Raw genomic sequence first — 15,552 nt, 5'->3', positions numbered from 1 at the left:
GGATCAACCCTGTTCAGCTTGTTGTTGTGAGGCATGCCGGGCGAATGGCCGGAACCATGGCGACAGCACCCAGACCGCGCCCACGCCCGAAAGCATGGTCATGCCGAACGCATGCAGCGCCGGCGTGGAAGACAGTGCGAGCAGCCCGAACGCCAGCAGCGTGCTGGCCGCCCCGAGCACGATGGCGGTCCAGGACACGCCATCGCCGGGGTGTTCGAGCAGAAATATGCCGTAATCGACACCTACGCCGAGCAGCAACGCCAGCGCCAGCACCGAAAACAGTTGCAACGGCACGCCGAGCCAGCCCAGCACGGCCACGCTGAAGGCGGCGGCCAGCAGCGTGGGCGCCAGCGCGCGCCAACCCTCGCGGCCATAGCGCCACGCCAGCAGCAGGGCCACGCCGGCCGCACCGGCCAGCAGCAGCCAGCTCATCAGCACGCGGTAATGGTGCAGCAGGAAGGACAGATCGGCGATGCGGTCGGCCCATTCGGCACCCTGCACCGTGTTAACGGCGGCGGCGATGCCAGACATGACTGCCGGATTTTCCAGCCCGCGCAGCAGCATCACGCTGGCATAGCCGCTGCCCTCGCGGTCCAGCCACAGATGACGCAGCGTGCCCGAGACCGGATTGGCCAGCCAGGCGGGCAGCGTCAGCACGGCGTCGGCCGGGGACGCCGCCGGCGCGGCAATCGACCCACCCAGCGTGCGGGTCACCCGCTCGCGCACGGCAGCTTCCTGACGGCCGGCCAGCGCGGCGTCCGCGCGTTGGCGGGCGGCGGACGGCACCCAGTCGGAAATCGCCAGGAAGCCGGCCAGCTCGCCGCGCCGGATGGCCGGCGCCAGCGCGGCCTTGACGGCCTCCTCGCGCGCCAGCACCTCGTCCGGCGTGGCACCGCGTACGAGCACGAATTGCGCGGGGCTCGGCGTGCCGAGCAGGCGGCCCGTGAGGCGCTGCGCCTCGATCAACGCCGGCGGCGAGCTTTGCAGCTGGCGCACGTMATCGACAACCCGCACCTGCCAGATCCCCGGCACGATAAACAGGGCCAGCGCCCCGAGCGCCAGCGCCGTGCGCCGGTCCGCCCGCACGCGCGGCCAGCGGGCGAGGCTCTGGGCCAGCCAGCTCGACACCCGCGTGGGCCGCAGCGCGCCCCGGTCCAGCAGTGGAAACCAGAACACCACGGTCAGGAACGCGGCGACCAGCCCCACCGCCGAGAACAGCGCCATCTGGCGCAGCCCCGGGAACGGCGCGATGCCGAGCGCCAGGTATGCCACCACGCTGGTCGCCAGCGCCAGCGCCATGCCCGGCAGCAGATGGCGCATGACCGATGGCGGCGTGGCGCGCGGCAGCGCCTGCCGCGAGACGAAGTAATGGATACCGAAGTCCTCCGCCACGCCCACCAGGCTGGCGCCGAACACCAGCGTGATCAGGTGCACGCGGTCGAAGACGATGGCCGTGGCCGAGATCGCCGCCGCCGTGCCGATGGCCAGCGACAGCCCCACCAGCACGATCGGCCGCAGCGAGCGGAACGCCAGCCAGACCAGCAGCAGCACCGCCGCCAGCGAGCCCCAGCCGATCACGTTCATTTCGAAATTCGCCTGCGCGGCGGCGGCCTCCGCGTGCAGCGGAATGCCGGCGGCCACTACGCGCACGTCCGCATCGCCCTGCCGCGCAGCGGCCTCGGCGGCGCGCAGCAGGTCGCTGTAGTCGGTACTGCCGCTGACCGAGAATGCCGGTTTGGTGATGTGGTACGTCAGCAGCACCCACTCCTTGCCATCGCCGGACAAGGCGGCCAGCCCGTCGCGCTCCTGCACGCGCGTCACGGCGGCGCGGGAGAGCCACCAGTCCTGCCACAGCCCAAGCGGATCGGCGGCCCAGTCGGTCAGGCGCGGCCCGGTGGAGAGCTGGTAGAGGCGCGTCAGCGCCTGCTGGGCGAGTTGGTCCGGATGACCTTGCTGCAACTGCTGACGCTGGGCGTCGGTCAGCAGGCGGTCCCGCCACGGGCGATAGAAGTCGAGCGCCTTGTCGAAGTCGAACGCGGCGATCTTGTCCACCGGTTGCAGCAGCGTGCCGCCCTGCGCCGTGGCTTGGCTGAAGCGCTGCGCGGCGGCGCGCGTGCGCGCCCAGTCCGGGCTGCCGACGAGCACCACCACCTCCTGCGCCACGCTGTCGGCCAGCCGGCGCAGCACGCGGTCCGCCGCAGCGGTGCGCTCGCTGGTCGGCAGCAGCGCCATCACATCCGTATCGAGCCGCGAGCCGCGCCAGAACTGCACCTGATGGGCGATCATCGCCAGCACGATCAGCAGCCAGACGATGGCCAGCCCACGCGCCAGCCGCGTGATGCCGCCCTGCATCGCCACGCCGCCCGCCACGTTACTCAAAGCGCTGCTCCTCGGCCGGGGTCAGCCTGGCGGCGGCGGCTGGGTCGATCATGCGGACCACGGTGCTGTCGCCGCCGGCTTCCTCGAGCCGCACGTCGCGCACGAACTTGTCGCCGGCCAGCTCGATCCGGGTGAACACGCGCCGCATGCCGGCATCCTTTGGGATCAGCGTCAGCGCCCATCCGGCGCTGCCGACCAGCTTGCCGGTCACGTCGAAACGCGCGGACAGCCCGTGCAGGTCGCCGCGCAGCACGGCGATCATCGACTCGCCGACCACGCGCATCGCAGGCTGGGATTCGGCTTGCATCTGCTGCTGCACGCTGCCATCGGCGCCGCGCATCACCAGCTTCTCAGGGGTGACCAGCAGGCTCGACGGGAACGGCTCGCGCGTCTGCCAGACCACGCCACGGCCGCGCGCGAGCACGAAATCGCCCCGCGAGACCAGCGGATTGCTGAAGCCGGACAGCCGGCGCGTCTGCTCGAACCGGCCCCGGATCACGGGCGCATCGGCCAGCCGCTTGGCCACCGAGGCCAGCAGGTCGTCGGCATGGGCCGGCAGCGCCGGCAACATCACCACCAGCGCCAGTGCGCCAGCAGCGGCCAGAACCTGGCGGCGCCTCACGACGGCACCCCGAGCTTCCGCAGCAACACCGGCGGGCAGACGTAGAGCATCTCCTGCGTCGTCATGTCCACGGCTACCTGGATCGAATAGCCCTTGGTCAGCCGCTGGCCAGACGCCGCATCGCGGATCTCGTAGTCGATCTTGAGCCGGTTTTCCCATTCGACGATGGTGGCGCGCACGATCATCGACTGGCCGTAGACCAGCGGGCGCACGTACTTGACGCGCAGGTCCACCACCGGCCACGCGTAGCCGGAATCGCGCATCTGGGGGTAGTCGTAGTCGATCTGCTGGAGCAGCGCGCAGCGCGCCACTTCGAAGTAGCGCACGTAGTTGCCGTGCCAGACCACGTTCATCGGGTCGAGGTCGTGGAACGCCGGCGTCAGCGTGATCTCGTGGCTGAAAGCTTTGGACATAGGTCTCCGGTGGGCGGCGCGGCTTAGTGCGCGTCCTGGCGCGCGTCCTGCGCGTTCTGGCGACCGGTACGGACCGGATCGTCCGCCCAGAAGTCGTAGAAGTTGAACCAGTCGAATGGCGAGCGCACCAGCAGCGCCTCCAGCCATGCGGCGTAAGTCGTGGCCAGCGCGGTCAGCGCGGCGTCACGGCTCGCACGTGGGAGCGTCACCGCGCGCGTGAGTTCCGTGAAACGCAGCAGATGGCCGTCGCCATGGCGCACGCAGCCCATGGCGTACAGCGGGCAGCGCATCAGCCCCGCCAGCACGTACGGGCCCACCGGGAAACGCGCCGGCGCGCCCAGGAACGGCACGCGCACCGCCCGGCCGCCGTGCGCGGGCGCGCGGTCGCCAGCAATCGCCACGAACTCGCCCGCCTGCACCTTGGCCGCCAGTTCCAGCGCCGTGGCGGGCGAGATATCGTCCACCTGATAGAGCTGGAGGCCCGATTTGGGATCGAGCCGCGACAGGATCCGGTTGAATCGCTCGGCATGGGCGGTGTGCACCAGCACGGTCAGCCGCAGCCCCTGCCGCTGGTTGGCCAGCACCCGGCACAGCTCCAGGCAGCCCATATGCGCGGTCATGATGATGCCGCCCTGCCCGCTGGCGATCTGGTCCAGCAGCACCTGGTGGCCTTCCCGCGTGACGTTGCCGAAGCGGTACTGGCCGCCGATGGACAGCAGCTTGTCCAGCAGCGTGTCTGCGAACGAGAACAGGTGGCGCAGCGTATGGCGCCAGGTGGGCTGCGCGCCGATCGCGCCGGCGGTGGCCTCCATGCGCGTGAGGTAGTCCATCGACGCCCGGCGCGCCAGCGGATGCGTGATCCAGTAATAGGTGACCACCGGGTACAGCACCGCCCGGAACAGCGTGCGGCCGAAGACGCGATAGAGCCCGTACAGGCACCAGACGCCCCAGACGCACGTGGCCTCGCCGATGGTGCTCCAGTGGCGCGACGGCGTGCGGCGCGTGGCGGCGTCAGCCGTAGGCTTCGCCGTGCTCATGCCGGCCTCACCCTGCGCCAGAGCAGGCGCGGCAGCCGCCACACCATGCCGAAGAACAGCCGCGTATGCATGCGCGAGATCAGCACGTTGTCGCGCCACGCCTGGAAGTGCGAGACGCCATCGGACGGATACGTCACGCGCGTCGGCACGTTGACGATGCGCACGCCGCGCCAGACCAGATGCACCAGCACCTCGGTGTCGAACTCCATGCGCCGGCCGAGGTCCACGTCGCGCATCAGGGCGGTTACCGCCGCCAGCGGGTAGACCCGCAGGCCGCACATCGAATCCTTGATCTGGAACGAGAGCGTGTTGATCCAGACCCAGATGTGCGTCAGGTAGCGCGCGTAGAGCCGCAGGCGCGGCACCGAGTCGTCGTAGACCGGGTGGCCGCAGATCATCGCGGCAGGCTGGGCCTGCGCCAGCGCGGTGAACTGGGGAATGCAGCCGGCGTCGTGCTGGCCATCGGCATCGATCTGCAGCGCGTGCGTGTAGCCAAGCCGCGCGGCCTCCGTGAAGCCGGCCATGATCGCGCCGCCCTTGCCCTGATTCACGGACAGGCGGATCAGGCGGACGCGCTCGGGGTGCGCGGCGGCAATCTCGCGGAGCACCTGCTCGCAGGCCGGGCTGCTGCCGTCGTCCACGAGCAGGCACGGCAGCGGATGCGCGAGGATGGCATCGACCATGGCGCCGATGGCGCCTTCGTGGTCATAGACCGGCACGAGCACAACCGGACGGAGCGGCGTCATGGCGTATCGGGATGAAAAACGATCTTGCCGCTGGCGTGCGGGCCGGTGTCGGATGTCAGCCGGAAGCCGAGCGCGAGGGCGTCTGGCTGCCACGTCAGCGCCATGCGCACCGTGGTGCCAGGCTGGATCACGGCCTGGAACTTGAGCGTGTCCAGCCGCGCGAAGCGCTCGCGCGGCGGAATCGGCAGCCGCTGGGGCGCCAGCGCCATCACCCAGTCCACCTGGGCCACGCCGGGCACGATCGGGGTATCGGGGAAGTGGCCGTCGAAGATCGCCAGGTCATCGGTCACCTCCAGCGCGGCGGTGGCCGAGGTGGCCGAATTGGCCTCAGCGTCCAGCCAGTGCGCAGCCGGCACCGTGCGGCGGAACAGGTCGCGCAGCATGGCTTCGGTGGTCTTGCCCTGCGCGTTGCACGGCAGCGCCGGCACGAAGGCCCAGCGACGCGGCAGCGCCACCGGGTCCACGGCGTCGGCCAGTTGCGCGCGCAGCGCGGCGGTCAACGCGGCACGCCCATGGGTGTCGAGGAGTGCCTGTCCGGCGTCGCCAGGCACCACGGCGGCGGCCACGCGGGTGCCGACATCGAGTTCGACCATGACGACCCGCGCCTCCCGCACCAGCGGCGAGGCGGCCAGCCGCTGCTCGATCTGCGTCAGCGAGACGCGTTTTTCCTCGATCTTGACGATGCGGTCAGCGCGGCCGGCCAGCACGAAGCTGTCGTCGCCGGCGGGCAGCGCGCGGTCCGCGCAGACGTACCAGTCGTCATCGGCCAGATGCGGCGAGCGCACGGCCAGGAAGCCGTCCTGCAGGCGCCAGGCGATGCCGGGCAGCGCCGTCCAGCGGTCCGCCTGCACGGCGCGCTGGCGCCAGGCGATGCCGCCGGTCTCGGAGCTGCCGAATACTTCGATGGGGGAGCGGCCGGTGTGGCGCAGCGCGTCCGCCGCAGCCTCGGGCGGGAGCGGCCCGCCGGACGAGAACACCGCCTGCAGCACCGGGCGCGTGACGGGCCAGTCGAGCGCATCGGGCATACGCTTCAGGTGCGCCGGGCTGCTGACCAGCACCGCCGGGCGGGCGTCGTCCGCGCAGGCGCGTACCAGTTCCTCATGGAAGGCGAGCCGCGCGCCGGGCATCGGCCGGCCCGCCGCCAGCGGCCAGAGCACCGTGAAGAGCAGGCCGTAGATGTGCTGGTGCGAGACCGTGCTCAGCACGCGCACATCGGCGGGCAGCCGCGCGCCAAAGGCCTGCTGGAGTGTGTGGACCTCGGCATCGAGTTGGGCGAGGCGCTTGTCGATGGCGCCGGGCTCGCCGGTGGACCCCGAGGTGAACAGCGTGACCCAGGTGTCGTGCGTGCTTAGCGGGAGCCAGTCGGCCTCCCCTGCCCCCGGAGTTGTTCCGGGCGCTGGCACCAGGCCGCCCGGCAACTCGCCGGCCCAGCCATCGGCATGGCCGCGCAGCGCCGCGAGCGTCTCCGTGCGGGTATCGCCGGGCAGCACCACGTGCTTGCCGGCATGCCACGCGCCGAACAGCGCGGCGGCGAAATCGGCCGTGCCCTCGAAGTACAGCGCCCAGCGCGCGCCTGGCGCCGCCGCGAAGGCCCGGCGCCACGCCGCCACACTGGCGACGACCGCTGCCGCCTGGGCATCGCCTTGCGCGGCCCGTGCCGCCTGGGCAGCCATCACGGCGCCAACGCCCGTGAAGCCGGTGAAACCACTGAGCGCGGGCTCAGTCATGACGATTCTCCGCATGCCGCGCACGCGCGCGCTGCCGCACCAGCCATTCGCCGGCGAACATCGCGCCGATCAGGCCATAGGCAATCGCGCCGTTGTACAGCGCCCAGACCCGGTCGCTGGCGGCCAGCGCGGTCACGGCGGCAACGGCGCCATTGCAGATAAAGAACACGCACCAGGCCTGCGTCACCCGGCGCGTATAGGCCACGCCGCTGGGCGGCAGGTTCGGCTCGCGCAGCCGGGCCATGCGTTCCACCAGCGAGGGCGGATGGCGCAGGCTCCAGCCGAACACGCCCAGCATCGCCACGTTCACGAGCACCGGGTAGAGCTTCAGCGGCAGCGCGTGGTCGGAGGCCAGCACGATCAGGGCCAGCCCCGCCGCCAGCACCGCCATCGCCCGCCAGCCGGCCTGGCGGCTGGTGCCGGCGCGCAGCAGGGCGAGCGCGACCAGCGCCAGCGCCATCACGCGCGGCGAGAAGTGCTGCAGACCCAGGTAGATCACCACCGGGTACGACAGCGTCAGCAGCCCCAGCCCCCACTTKCGCCAGGTCATCGGGCGTCAGGCGGTGGCCGGCGAGTCGATCAGCAGCGCAAGCGCCTGCACCACGTCCTGCACGGTGCGCACGGACTTCAACTGCTCGGGCTTGAGCGGCTTGTTCAGCATCGGCTTCAGCTTCACCAGCAGGTCAACGGCGTCGATGCTGTCGATGTCGAGGTCGTCATACAGCCGCGCCTCGGGCGTAATGCGCTCCGGGGCGATCTCGAAGGTTTCCTCGAGAACCGCCGCCACCCGCGCGAAGATTTCGTCGTGAGTCATGATCTGGCTCCGTATAGCAGTATTGCGATGACCTCGCGGATCAGGCCGGGGCCTGGCCGCGCTGCGACGCCACGAACGCCGCCAGCGCCGAAACACTGGCAAAGCGCGCGCGGATTTCCTCCTTGTCGCCGTTCATGGTGATGCCGTAGCGCTTCTGCAGCGCCAGGCCCAGTTCCAGTGCGTCGATGGAATCGAGGCCCAGGCCTTCGATGAACAGCGGCGCGGTGGCGTCGATATCGTCAGCCGCCACGTCCTCGAGGGACAGCGACGAGATGATCAGTTCCTTGATTTCTTGCTCAAGCGCCTGCACGGCGGATCTCCCTGGAGAAAAACTCGAATAGTGATTGGGTCAGGTGGCGCACGGCCATGGCGTCGTCGGTGCCCGGCGCCACCCACTGCGCGGGTGGCACGTCTGGGTGCACGTCGATGACGAAGCGCGGGCGCCGCACCGGCACGTGGTACCACTTCTCGCCCTTGGTCAGCGTGGGCGGTTCGCAGCGGATGACCACCGGGGTCAGCGCAAAGCCGCCGCGTACGGCCACGTTGGCCGCGCCGCGCTGGAGTTGCAGCGGCTGGCCCGGGCGCGTGCGCGTGCCTTCCGGAAAGATGATCAGGTTGTTGCCGGCCCGCAGCGAGGCGATGCAGTCGTCGACCATCGCCGCGCCACTGTCGTTCTGCACCCAGCCGGTGGCCAGCACCGGGCCGCGCGTGAACGGGTTGCGTGCCAGGCCGGACTTCACCACGCAGTCGGCGCGGCGCGTCAGCGCCATCAGGAACACCACGTCGATCAGCGACGGATGGTTCGCCACCACCAGCATCCCCTCGCGTTGCAGCCGTTCTGGATGGCGGATTTCGTAGCCGATGACGCCGACGCTGCGCATCAGCCAGAGGAACAGCCGGAAGGCATGGTGGATGACATCGCGGCACACGCGCTGGCGCGTCTGGGTGGACCACGGCAGCAGCGCCAGCGCCGGGAACACCAGCACGCGCAGCAGCAGGCCGCCCACGCCGAAGCTCGAGAAGCAGAAGCCGGTGGCGCACACGCGCCAGGCGCGGTCGAGGCGTTCAACCATGGCGCTGCCACCTCCAGACCGCGCGTTCGCCACGGTGGCACAGCTCGGCGTCGCCGGTCAGCATGAATCGCAGCACATCCAGCGCGTGCGGCAGCACCGGATGGGCGGTGTCGGGGTCCGACGCCTCGCGCACATGGTCGATGTCGAGCCGGAACACCGGCTCGCCCGGGCGCGGCTTGCCGATGCGCCAGGCCCAGCCGAACAGGCAGCCGGGCTCATCGGCGAACTCGGCATAGGCCTCGGGCAGCGGCGCGTCATAGCAGACCAGCAGCACCTCGTCCGCCCCATCGGCCAGCAGCGCGCAGGCTTCGAAGGCGGCCGTCTCCACGGTATCGCGGCCAGCCGCCACGGCCTGGAGGTTGGAGGCGTCTCCCCGGTCGATCGTAAACATCGCACCAATGGCGTTGTGGACAGAGAGGCCGAACGCGGTGGGCGACAGTGGCTCGCCGGCTGCCAGTTCGCTGAGCATGTCGAAGGCGCGGCGGGTGTCGCCGTGGCGCGAGGCAAACACGGCCGGCGGGGCTGGCGCGGCGGGGGCCTCGTCGGGCGGGAGGGTGTCGTAGGCGGGATGCAGCGCCGCGCGGCCGATGGCATTGACGCGTCGGCGCAACATCGGGGCCATGGCCGAGAGCGCCGGCAGGTCCGATCCCTCGGGCAGCCATGGCGCAAGACTCCACGCCTGCCAGGCTTCCGGGGATTGCAGTGCCGGCGCACAGGCCGCCCATGCGCGAATTCCGAATTCAATTGCCATGCCGTGCGCGTTGGGTGGAATGTGAGCCCCGCGTCCCCCGCCGTGCCTGGGGCAACGTTGGCCACGCGCGTGTGCGCGGGCCCGCGCGCGACCATCGCACCGGGGAACAGATTCCGTTTTTCCCTGAAATTAGAAGCAAAATCCGAGGATTTCGCCGAAGTTAGTTATCGACACCCCGATTTCGCATATACCGCGCTAACGGCGGGTTTCGGCCAAACACTGAGCCGCCCAGTCGAGGGGTGTCCGTGGAGCGTGCTCCGGGCGGTCATCGCGGCAAACTACCGAAATGTTTCAACCCGGCGAACTTCGCCACACTTTTTTTGTCAGGGGCGAATTCTCGCATAAAGCGGCACCCGTAGGAATGGCGCAACAGTAACGGTCCTTCGCAAATGTAACGAGGGCGGGCGCGGCTTTTCAGCCGCCCCGCCCTGTGCTGGGACGCCCCGGAGGACGTGTCGATCAGGCCGCCGGCAGGATCTTCCCCGTGACCTCGCCAAAGCCGACCCGGTAGCCATCGCCCTGGCACCAACCGGTCATGGTCACCGTGTCGCCATCCTCGAGGAAACCACGCTGCACGCCGCCGCTCAGCGCCACCGGTTCGGCGCCATTGCGCGTGGTCTCCAGCAGGCTGCCGCACGAATCGGGCGTGGTGCCGCTGATCGTGCCCGAGCCCATCAGGTCGCCGACGCGCACATTGCAGCCAGACACCGTGTGGTGCGCCAGTTGCTGCGCCATGGTCCAGTACATCGCCTTGAAATTGGTGCGGCAGACCGTGCTGGGCGCCGCGCCAGCCGGTTGCAGCGCGATTTCGAGCGCGATGTCGTAGGCGTTGCGGCCCTGCTGCTGCAGATACGACAGCGGTTCGGGCGACTGTGCCGGATTGTCACGGCGGAAGGGCTCGAGCGCCTCCATCGTCACCACCCACGGCGAGATCGACGTCCCGAACGACTTGCTGTTGAACGGCCCGAGCGGCACGTATTCCCACTGCTGGATATCGCGCGCGCTCCAGTCGTTGAGGATGACCATGCCGAACATGTGCGCGGGGGCATCCCCCGTGCTGACCGGCTCGCCCAGCGCCGACGGCTTGCMGACGATGAACCCCATCTCCAGCTCATAGTCGAGCTTGCGGCACGGGCCGAAGGTCGGGCGCGCCTCGTTCGGCAGCTTGGTCTGGCCGTTCGGGCGACGCAGCGCGGTGCCACTAACCACCACCGAGCTGGCGCGGCCGTTGTAGCCGATTGGGATTTCGAGCCAGTTCGGCAGCAGCGCGTTTTCCGGGTCGCGGAACATGCGGCCGACGTTGGTCGCGTGCTCGCGCGACGAATAGAAATCKGTGTAGCCAGGGATCTCGACCGGCAGGTGCAGCGTCACGCCGGCCATCGGCAACAAAGCCTTKGCGCGCAGCGCCGCGTGATCGCGCAGCGCGGCGTCTTCGCCGGAGAGCAGCGCCGTCAGCCGGGCGCGGGTGGCCTGCCACAGGGGCTGGCCCAGCGCGATAAAGCGGTTGAGGCTGGCCGAGGCAAACGCGCCCTTGGCCGCCGCCGGCAGCAGGCCGGCATCGTCGAGCGCGACGAGGTCCAGCACCTGGTCGCCAATCGCCACGCCCACGCGCGGGGCCTGGCCGTTTGCCGAAAACAGGCCGTATGGCAGGTTCTGGATCGGGAAATGGGTCTGGCCGTCGTTGGCCGATTCGACCCAGCTGGTGGCACGCGTTTGGGTGCCGGTTTGGGGGGCAGTCATCTTGGGAATCTTCCGGAAATCAGCGCACGTTCGGGTTGAAATGCTTCTTCAGGCCTTGCCAGCAGGTGTAGTAGTCATGCTGGAGCAGCGCCGACTGGGCCGCGTACGGCGTCGGGCGGATCACGCCCGGCGTCTCGAACATGAACGCCATGGTGTCGGTGATGTGGTGCGGCTGGCTCGTGTCAGCCCCCGAGGCGCGCTCAAAGGTTTCCGCATCGGGGCCATGGCCGCTCATGCAGTTGTGCAGGCTGGCGCCACCCGGTGCAAAGCCCTCGGCCTTGGCATCGTAAACGCCCGAAATCAGGCCCATGAACTCGCTCGCCACGTTGCGGTGGAACCAGGGCGGACGGAACGTGTTCTGCGCGGGCAGCCAKCGCGGGCCGAAGATCACGAAGTCGATGGTGTCCACGCCCGGCGTGTCCGACGGGGACTGCAGCACGAGGAAAATCGACGGATCCGGATGGTCGTAGCTGATCGATCCGATCGTGTTGAAACGGCGCAGATCGTACTTGTACGGCGCGTAATTGCCATGCCACGCGACCACATCGAGCGGCGAATGGTCGATCTCGGCCTGCCAGAGATTGCCCTGGAACTTGGCGACGAGTTCGAACTTGCCCTCGCGGTCTTCGTAGCTCGCCACCGGCGTCAGGAAGTCACGCGGATTGGCCAGCCCGTTCGAGCCGATCACGCCGAGGTCCGGCAGCTTGAACAGCGCGCCGTAGTTCTCGCAGATATAGCCGCGCGCGGTGCCGTCCGGCAGGTCCACGMGGAAGCGCACGCCGCGCGGAATCACGACGATCTCCTGCGGCTCCACCGCCAGCCGGCCCATTTCCGTCGACAACAGCAGGCGGCCCTGTTGCGGGACGATCAGCATCTCGCCATCGGCGTTGTAGAAGAAGCGGTCCTGCATCGACTGGTTGGCCAGGTACAGGTGGATGCCGCAGCCCGTCATCGCTTCGGGGCTGCCATTGCCGGCCATCGTCACGATGCCGTCGATAAAGTCGGTCGGCGCGGTCGGCATCGCCGGCGGGCTCCAGCGCAGCTGGTTCGGCGACGGCGGCACCTCGTCGAAACGGCTCAGCCAGCGGCCCGGCTCCAGGCGGCTGAACGGCTGATGCATGGCGGCCGGGCGGATGCGGTACAGCCACGCGCGCCGGTTGTGAGCGCGCGGCGCGGTGAAGGCGGTGCCCGAGATCTGCTCGGCGTACAGGCCATATGGCACGCGCTGGGGCGAGTTCTGGCCCACGGGCAGCGCGCCGGGCAGTGCCTCGGTGGCGAATTCGTTGGCGAAGCCGGACAGATAGCCGGCCACCGAGACGTCCGCCATGGCTTCGTTCAGTTGAGTCTGGGTCATGAAGTCTCCTCTCGTGCCCCGGATCGTATTCGTCGTCCGACAAATTACGAATGGTAAAATCAATTTCTCATATCGTAATGACGACGGATGGACGTGTCAAACCGGGAACGACCCTAAGTCGGTCCTAGGACKACAATAGGCGACCCGGCGGCCGGTTACAGCACTGCCGATGGAAAAGGCGAAGCGGAAATCAGAAGACGCGCAGCGAGATGTGCACGAAAAAGCACGCGGCGCAATGGCAGCGGCTGGGGATCGCGGGCGCGATCGGCATGAAGGACCGGGCATTGCCAGCGCGGCGGATTAGCCGCGCCGGAAATGCCCGGTGGTCTTGCTATCCGCAGACCATGTGGGCGGGTGCCCCCAGGCCCGTGGACTGGCGGTGTTACATGGGCTTGTGGCCCTCCCCGGTGCTGGGTCCGGAACCGAACCCGCCCTGCCCCTGCGGCGCTGCCGCGGGAGCCGAGCCGGCCGGCTGGCCGGCCATCGAGGCTGCTGTAACGCCGCCATTGCGGCTGGCGATGAATGCGTTGACGTCGGCTGCCAGATGCTGCGGGGCCAGCACCACTTCCAGCCCCAGCGCCTCACAGGCCGCCAGGAACGTGGACATGCGTGGATCGGCTTGCCCCGATTCGGCCCGAAGATAGGCTTCCCGGGAAATTCCCGCCTTACGGGCGACGTCCTCCTGCTTGAGCTTGCGCGCACGACGCAACGCCCGCAGTTGCCGGAACGGTTCGCTAGCGCCTCTTGGCACGGCTGTACTGTTCATGTCGGTCTCCAGTCACCAGTGAAAAAAAAGTGCGCGGACGTGCATTCGAGTATAGAGCACGTAAAGCGTTCCGTAAGGTCATGTTTGGAACACTTTTACAGATTTCTTATGATGGCTTGATCTCGCCCACCGGAACCTCCTCCAAAAGGCGGATACAGCACAACTTCCTCTCCCCGCCTCCTCATAACGACAACGCACGCTTTGCGTTGACGTCACTTCAGTATCAACGATGTGTGGAATAAGGCAAGTTGACAAACCGACCGGTCGTGCTATTCTCAACCTCATGCAAAAAGGCCAGCTCACCCGTACCGCGATCATCGAACAGGCACTCGCTTCCGCCGCGCGCGTGGGGTTCGAGCAGCTTTCGCTCGCCACGCTGGCCGCGGACACKAATATGTCGAAGAGCGGGCTCTACGCGCACTTCCGCTCGAAAGAGGCGCTGCAGGAGGCCGTGCTCGAGCGCGCGGCGGAGCGTTTCAACGATGTCGTCGTACGTCCGGCGATGCGCCAGCCGCGCGGCGCACGCCGCCTGCAGGCGCTGTTCGACGGCTATATGGACTGGCTAGGTGCCACGGTGACGGAGGGGCGCTGCCTGTTCATGGCGCTCTCCCAGGAGTACCGCGACAAGCCTGGCGTCATTCGTGACAGGGTCGTGCAGGCCTTCAAGGACTGGCACAGCACCATCTGCCGCGTGATTACCGACGCGATGGACGAAGGCGATCTCCGGACCGATGTGGACCCGCGCCAGTTTGCGTTCGAGATGGCCGGAATTGGTATGTCGTTCCAGACATCGTTCAAGTTGATGGCGCGCAGCGATGCCGAGGCGATGGCCCGGCGCGCGTTCGCCCGGCTGCTCGACGACGCCCGAACCACGCGGGAAACCGCCCCGGCCGACGCCTGAAACGGCTCGCCGGCGGCTTCACACCACGGCGTTCCCGGGCACGAACGCAGTGTGTCAGACGGCATTTTCATCGTCATTTATTGCCCGAAAAATAGCACGACTGGTCGGTCGTGAATCATAAAAAAACAGGCGGGAAGCCAGCGAAGCTGGCCGATTTCGCCGGCAAGCCATCGGTTGGAGGTGTTAGCCGTGCCGCAAGTGCTGTTTTCCTCATCCACGCCACGCGCCGCTGGGTCACATCATGTGACGCATGCGGAACCCGTTTCCACCGTCCGCAGGGGGCCGCCCGTGTGGCTCAGACTGCGGTGGCAGGCTGCGAGCCTCCTCCATCCGGGGGGCACCGCCCGCGCGCTGGAGCGCCTATGGTTCACGCCGCCCCGCGCCAAGTCGAGCCCGGATGCACTGCGCCTGATCGATGCCGCGCGCAGCGAATGGGCACTGGTCACCGGCCAGGGCATCAGCCGGCGTGTGCGCGTCTACCGCTGGGGCACCGAAGGGCCGGTGGTCCTGCTGGCCCATGGCTGGGGCGGTCATGCCGGCCAGTGGCATGCGCTGGTCCATGCGCTGCTGGGCGCCGGGATGCGCGTGGTGGCGTTTGATGCGCTATCTCACGGGGCCTCCGACGCCGGCGCACGCGGGCCGAACCAGACCTCCTTGCTGGAGATGGCACGCTCGCTGCTGGCCGCGGCCTGGCAGGTCGGGCCGGTCCATGCAGTGGTCGGCCATTCGCTGGGCGGTGCCGCCGCCGCGCAGGCGATACGCGAAGGCTTGCCGGTGCGCGGCGCGGTGATGATCGGCTCGCCCGCTGATATGGGCGAATCCTGCGCCGCCCTCGCCTGGCAGCTCGGCATTGCGCCGGGCATCCTCGCGCGTATGCGGCAACAGAGCGAACAGTGGCTCGGCACGTCCTGGGCGACGTTCAACGTGCCCGATGTGGGGCGCACGCGGCCGGTGCCGCCGGCGCTGGTAATCCATGACCGCGACGACAAGGAAGTGCGCTGGGAAGACGGCGCCGCCATCGCAGGCGCGTGGCCGGCGGCGCAGCTGGTGACCACGACCGGACTCGGCCATCGGCGCATCCTGCAGGACAAGGCCGTGGCGACCGAAGTGGTCAGTTTCGTGGCGGGACTGGTTGGGGAGAACCCAGTGCGAAGCCTCGCGCGCGCGGTCGCCGCTCGTCCTCTCAGCTAACCCCCTTCTATATAGACAATAAGGGCCGGGTGCTGCGT

General features: G+C 68.8%; 16 protein-coding genes. 2 read left to right on the top strand and 14 right to left on the bottom strand.

Features of this window, described 5'->3' with window-relative positions; genetic code table 11:
* Positions 1-3 precede the first annotated feature (3 nt).
* The 14 genes from AC1EJR_RS19240 to AC1EJR_RS19175 all read right to left on the bottom strand — a co-directional run bounded on the left by AC1EJR_RS19240 (position 4) and on the right by AC1EJR_RS19175 (position 13,422).
* A complete protein-coding gene (locus tag AC1EJR_RS19240; protein WP_477147420.1) occupies positions 4-2,370 on the bottom strand; it encodes an MMPL family transporter in 2,367 nt (788 codons plus the stop codon).
* Between the two features lies 1 nt (position 2,371).
* The gene (locus AC1EJR_RS19235; protein WP_477113558.1) at positions 2,372-3,001 is read right to left on the bottom strand and encodes an outer membrane lipoprotein carrier protein LolA; all 630 of its coding nucleotides are present in this window, start codon (positions 2,999-3,001) and stop codon (positions 2,372-2,374) included.
* Positions 2,998-3,414, bottom strand: a complete 417-nt coding sequence (locus AC1EJR_RS19230) for an acyl-CoA thioesterase (protein WP_441593453.1) — start codon at positions 3,412-3,414, stop codon at positions 2,998-3,000. The genes AC1EJR_RS19235 and AC1EJR_RS19230 overlap by 4 nt, the downstream gene beginning before the upstream one ends.
* Positions 3,415-3,437: 23 nt before the next feature.
* Positions 3,438-4,451 (bottom strand): LpxL/LpxP family acyltransferase, encoded by a 1,014-nt coding sequence (locus tag AC1EJR_RS19225; RefSeq protein ID WP_441593454.1) that lies wholly within the window; start codon positions 4,449-4,451, stop codon positions 3,438-3,440.
* Entirely contained in the window at positions 4,448-5,197 is a 750-nt protein-coding gene (locus AC1EJR_RS19220) for a glycosyltransferase family 2 protein (protein ID WP_477105891.1), read from the bottom strand. Before AC1EJR_RS19220 ends, AC1EJR_RS19225 begins: the two co-directional genes overlap by 4 nt.
* Positions 5,194-6,924 (bottom strand): ApeI family dehydratase, encoded by a 1,731-nt coding sequence (locus tag AC1EJR_RS19215; RefSeq protein WP_255370948.1) that lies wholly within the window; start codon positions 6,922-6,924, stop codon positions 5,194-5,196. Before AC1EJR_RS19215 ends, AC1EJR_RS19220 begins: the two co-directional genes overlap by 4 nt.
* On the bottom strand, positions 6,917-7,474 hold the full coding sequence (locus AC1EJR_RS19210; RefSeq protein WP_092299798.1) for a COG4648 family protein: 558 nt from the start codon (positions 7,472-7,474) through the stop codon (positions 6,917-6,919). The genes AC1EJR_RS19215 and AC1EJR_RS19210 overlap by 8 nt, the downstream gene beginning before the upstream one ends.
* Before the next feature lie 6 nt (positions 7,475-7,480).
* Positions 7,481-7,738 (bottom strand): acyl carrier protein, encoded by a 258-nt coding sequence (locus AC1EJR_RS19205; protein ID WP_477147406.1) that lies wholly within the window; start codon positions 7,736-7,738, stop codon positions 7,481-7,483.
* A 40-nt stretch (positions 7,739-7,778) separates the two neighbouring features.
* Positions 7,779-8,048 (bottom strand): phosphopantetheine-binding protein, encoded by a 270-nt coding sequence (locus AC1EJR_RS19200; RefSeq protein ID WP_092299792.1) that lies wholly within the window; start codon positions 8,046-8,048, stop codon positions 7,779-7,781.
* Positions 8,035-8,811, bottom strand: coding sequence for a lysophospholipid acyltransferase family protein (locus AC1EJR_RS19195; protein ID WP_092299789.1), 777 nt, complete (start codon positions 8,809-8,811; stop codon positions 8,035-8,037). The genes AC1EJR_RS19200 and AC1EJR_RS19195 overlap by 14 nt, the downstream gene beginning before the upstream one ends.
* On the bottom strand, positions 8,804-9,562 hold the full coding sequence (locus tag AC1EJR_RS19190; RefSeq protein WP_454757761.1) for a beta-ketoacyl synthase chain length factor: 759 nt from the start codon (positions 9,560-9,562) through the stop codon (positions 8,804-8,806). The genes AC1EJR_RS19195 and AC1EJR_RS19190 overlap by 8 nt, the downstream gene beginning before the upstream one ends.
* Positions 9,563-10,021: 459 nt before the next feature.
* Positions 10,022-11,302 (bottom strand): fumarylacetoacetase, encoded by a 1,281-nt coding sequence (gene fahA, locus AC1EJR_RS19185; protein WP_477147405.1) that lies wholly within the window; start codon positions 11,300-11,302, stop codon positions 10,022-10,024.
* A gap of 19 nt (positions 11,303-11,321) precedes the next feature.
* A complete protein-coding gene (gene hmgA / locus AC1EJR_RS19180) occupies positions 11,322-12,656 on the bottom strand; it encodes a homogentisate 1,2-dioxygenase (RefSeq protein ID WP_477147404.1) in 1,335 nt (444 codons plus the stop codon).
* 382 nt (positions 12,657-13,038) lie between these two features.
* Complete coding sequence (locus AC1EJR_RS19175) at positions 13,039-13,422, bottom strand: helix-turn-helix domain-containing protein (protein WP_092299777.1); 384 nt, start codon at positions 13,420-13,422, stop codon at positions 13,039-13,041.
* 283 nt (positions 13,423-13,705) lie between these two features.
* On the opposite strand from AC1EJR_RS19175, the gene AC1EJR_RS19170 reads away from it, so the two are divergent.
* Both AC1EJR_RS19170 and AC1EJR_RS19165 read left to right on the top strand, forming a co-directional pair.
* Positions 13,706-14,323, top strand: a complete 618-nt coding sequence (locus AC1EJR_RS19170; protein WP_092299774.1) for a TetR/AcrR family transcriptional regulator — start codon at positions 13,706-13,708, stop codon at positions 14,321-14,323.
* A gap of 288 nt (positions 14,324-14,611) precedes the next feature.
* Positions 14,612-15,514 (top strand): alpha/beta fold hydrolase, encoded by a 903-nt coding sequence (locus AC1EJR_RS19165; protein ID WP_255370947.1) that lies wholly within the window; start codon positions 14,612-14,614, stop codon positions 15,512-15,514.
* Positions 15,515-15,552: the final 38 nt, after the last annotated feature.

The organism is Cupriavidus sp. 05T42 (genome assembly GCF_056396345.1).
Note: the sequence above shows the minus strand (reverse complement) of the source record. Positions and strands in the feature narration are given on the sequence as shown.

What these genes read in the sequence shown, in the direction of transcription:
- AC1EJR_RS19195 (WP_092299789.1), bottom strand. Translation starts at nt 8,811, where the DNA reads ATGGTTGAACGCCTCGACCGCGCCTGGCGCGTGTGCGCCACCGGCTTC.
- AC1EJR_RS19190 (WP_454757761.1), bottom strand. Translation starts at nt 9,562, where the DNA reads ATGGCAATTGAATTCGGAATTCGCGCATGGGCGGCCTGTGCGCCGGCA.
- AC1EJR_RS19205 (WP_477147406.1), bottom strand. Translation starts at nt 7,738, where the DNA reads ATGACTCACGACGAAATCTTCGCGCGGGTGGCGGCGGTTCTCGAGGAA.
- AC1EJR_RS19215 (WP_255370948.1), bottom strand. Translation starts at nt 6,924, where the DNA reads ATGACTGAGCCCGCGCTCAGTGGTTTCACCGGCTTCACGGGCGTTGGC.
- AC1EJR_RS19220 (WP_477105891.1), bottom strand. Translation starts at nt 5,197, where the DNA reads ATGACGCCGCTCCGTCCGGTTGTGCTCGTGCCGGTCTATGACCACGAA.
- AC1EJR_RS19175 (WP_092299777.1), bottom strand. Translation starts at nt 13,422, where the DNA reads ATGAACAGTACAGCCGTGCCAAGAGGCGCTAGCGAACCGTTCCGGCAA.
- AC1EJR_RS19230 (WP_441593453.1), bottom strand. Translation starts at nt 3,414, where the DNA reads ATGTCCAAAGCTTTCAGCCACGAGATCACGCTGACGCCGGCGTTCCAC.
- AC1EJR_RS19225 (WP_441593454.1), bottom strand. Translation starts at nt 4,451, where the DNA reads ATGAGCACGGCGAAGCCTACGGCTGACGCCGCCACGCGCCGCACGCCG.